1 protein-coding gene is annotated in these 1568 nt (G+C 70.4%); it reads right to left on the reverse strand.

Annotated elements, in window-relative coordinates:
• Window positions 1–1511 (reverse strand): zinc ribbon domain-containing protein (locus ACWDA7_RS52760; RefSeq protein ID WP_450615331.1); only part of this gene is annotated, 1511 nt, incomplete at its 3' end.
• Window positions 1512–1568 lie beyond the last annotated feature (57 nt).

The following is a 1568-nucleotide window of genomic DNA, read 5'->3' on the forward strand; positions in this document are numbered from 1 at the left end:
CGCACAAGGGCTGCAAGAAGCCCTTGTGCGAACGAGCTCTGTGTCATGCGGGCCTGGACGGTGTCCAGGCCCGCGGTGCTGGGGTCGTCTGGGTTGGTGAGCCGGACGTGCGCGGCGAGGGCACCGGAGACCATGTCCCGGTCGGCGACGAGGCTGCAAGAGGTGCAGCGGTGGACTCGGTCGGCGAGCGTCTTCGTCACCTGTGCGCCGCACAGGCACGTCTGCGACAGCTTGGTGGTGGACGTGGACGCGCGTAGCAGGCGGCCGCCGGTCTTCTCACACTCATGGCCGATGGCGGTGATGAGTCGGCCTGGTGTGGTGGCCTGCAAGGCTTTGCCCCATAGCCGGTACCAGGTGCGGATGTCGCAGTCTTCGACCGTGAGGTTGGCGCCGTGGTCGGTGATGATGCGTTCTGCGATGCGTCGGGCGCGGTGGTCTTTCGCCGCCGCCGCGGTAGCCGCGGCTTCGGCAAGCTTGGCCCGGCCCAGTCGGTAGCCGGCCGACAGGTCATCGCGCCGGTATGCCTGCCTGGGCAGACCTGCTGTGTTCGCCGCCCGGGCACCGCCGGGGACCTGAACGTGCCGTTCGGGCAGTCCGGCGCCTTCGCGGCGTTCGGCGCGGGCTTGCTGCCGCTTCGACATCCCGTACTGGTGGGGGTTGGTAGCCCGGCGGGACCGGTCGAGGGCGCGTTTACGGCCCCGTTCCTTACGCTGGGCCTTCGCCAGCGCGGCACGTTCGTCGTCAGTGAGCTCGACCCGACTCGTCTGTATTGCGCCGTCGGCGGGGTTGAACGTGTCGGGGAAGGAGACGACGGACAGGTTGGAAACGTTGCCGTCGATCCCGCCGACCCGGGCAAGCTCGGCCGCGGCCGTGCGGCGGGCGCGGGTGGACGGTGATGCGTACCCGCCGGCGAGCACCATCAGGTGCGCCTCGTACGCCCATCCGCCGGGTACGGAGGTGTCGCGGCGGCGGACGAGATCGACCTTGTGCCACAGCTGCGGGTTGTTCAGGAAGTGCAGTAGGCGGGGCCAGCGGCCCGCGCCTGAGGGCAGGCGGACCGGGAGTACCAAATCGCCGCGCTGGGAGTCGGCGCCGCCGGTGAAAACCAGCGCGAGGGGGCCGGTGTGGTCCCACCAGGTCGCGGCACGGGTCTTCGGTGTGCCTTTCGACGTGGCCTCGCCGGTCGGCACGCGGCCGAAGGGCCGGTCGGGTGTGGGTAGAGGGCGGGGCTGTTCGAGGACGCTCGTGCCGGACGGCAGTGCGGCGGCCTGTTCCGGCGTCGTCACCGCCGGGCCGAGACCGCGGTGCCGGTAGGCGGCGAGATGTCCGGCAAGGGTGCCGTGCAGGCGGAACGTCTCCCACTTGCGTGCGCTCGTATGCGACCGGGCCCGGCCGGGGATCCGCGTGTACTCCCACCAGGTCCCCATCTTGGGCCGGCCGAACCTGCGGCCGGTCGCATCGGGGAACAGGTGGCGGGCGATGCCTTCCCACACCTCGTCGGCCTGATGCATCACCAAAGCTTTCGTCACATGATGGCCCAGGTGGCGGGAGCATTCCATGTGCCGGTA

The sequence above is a fragment of the Streptomyces sp. NPDC001156 genome (assembly GCF_053598275.1).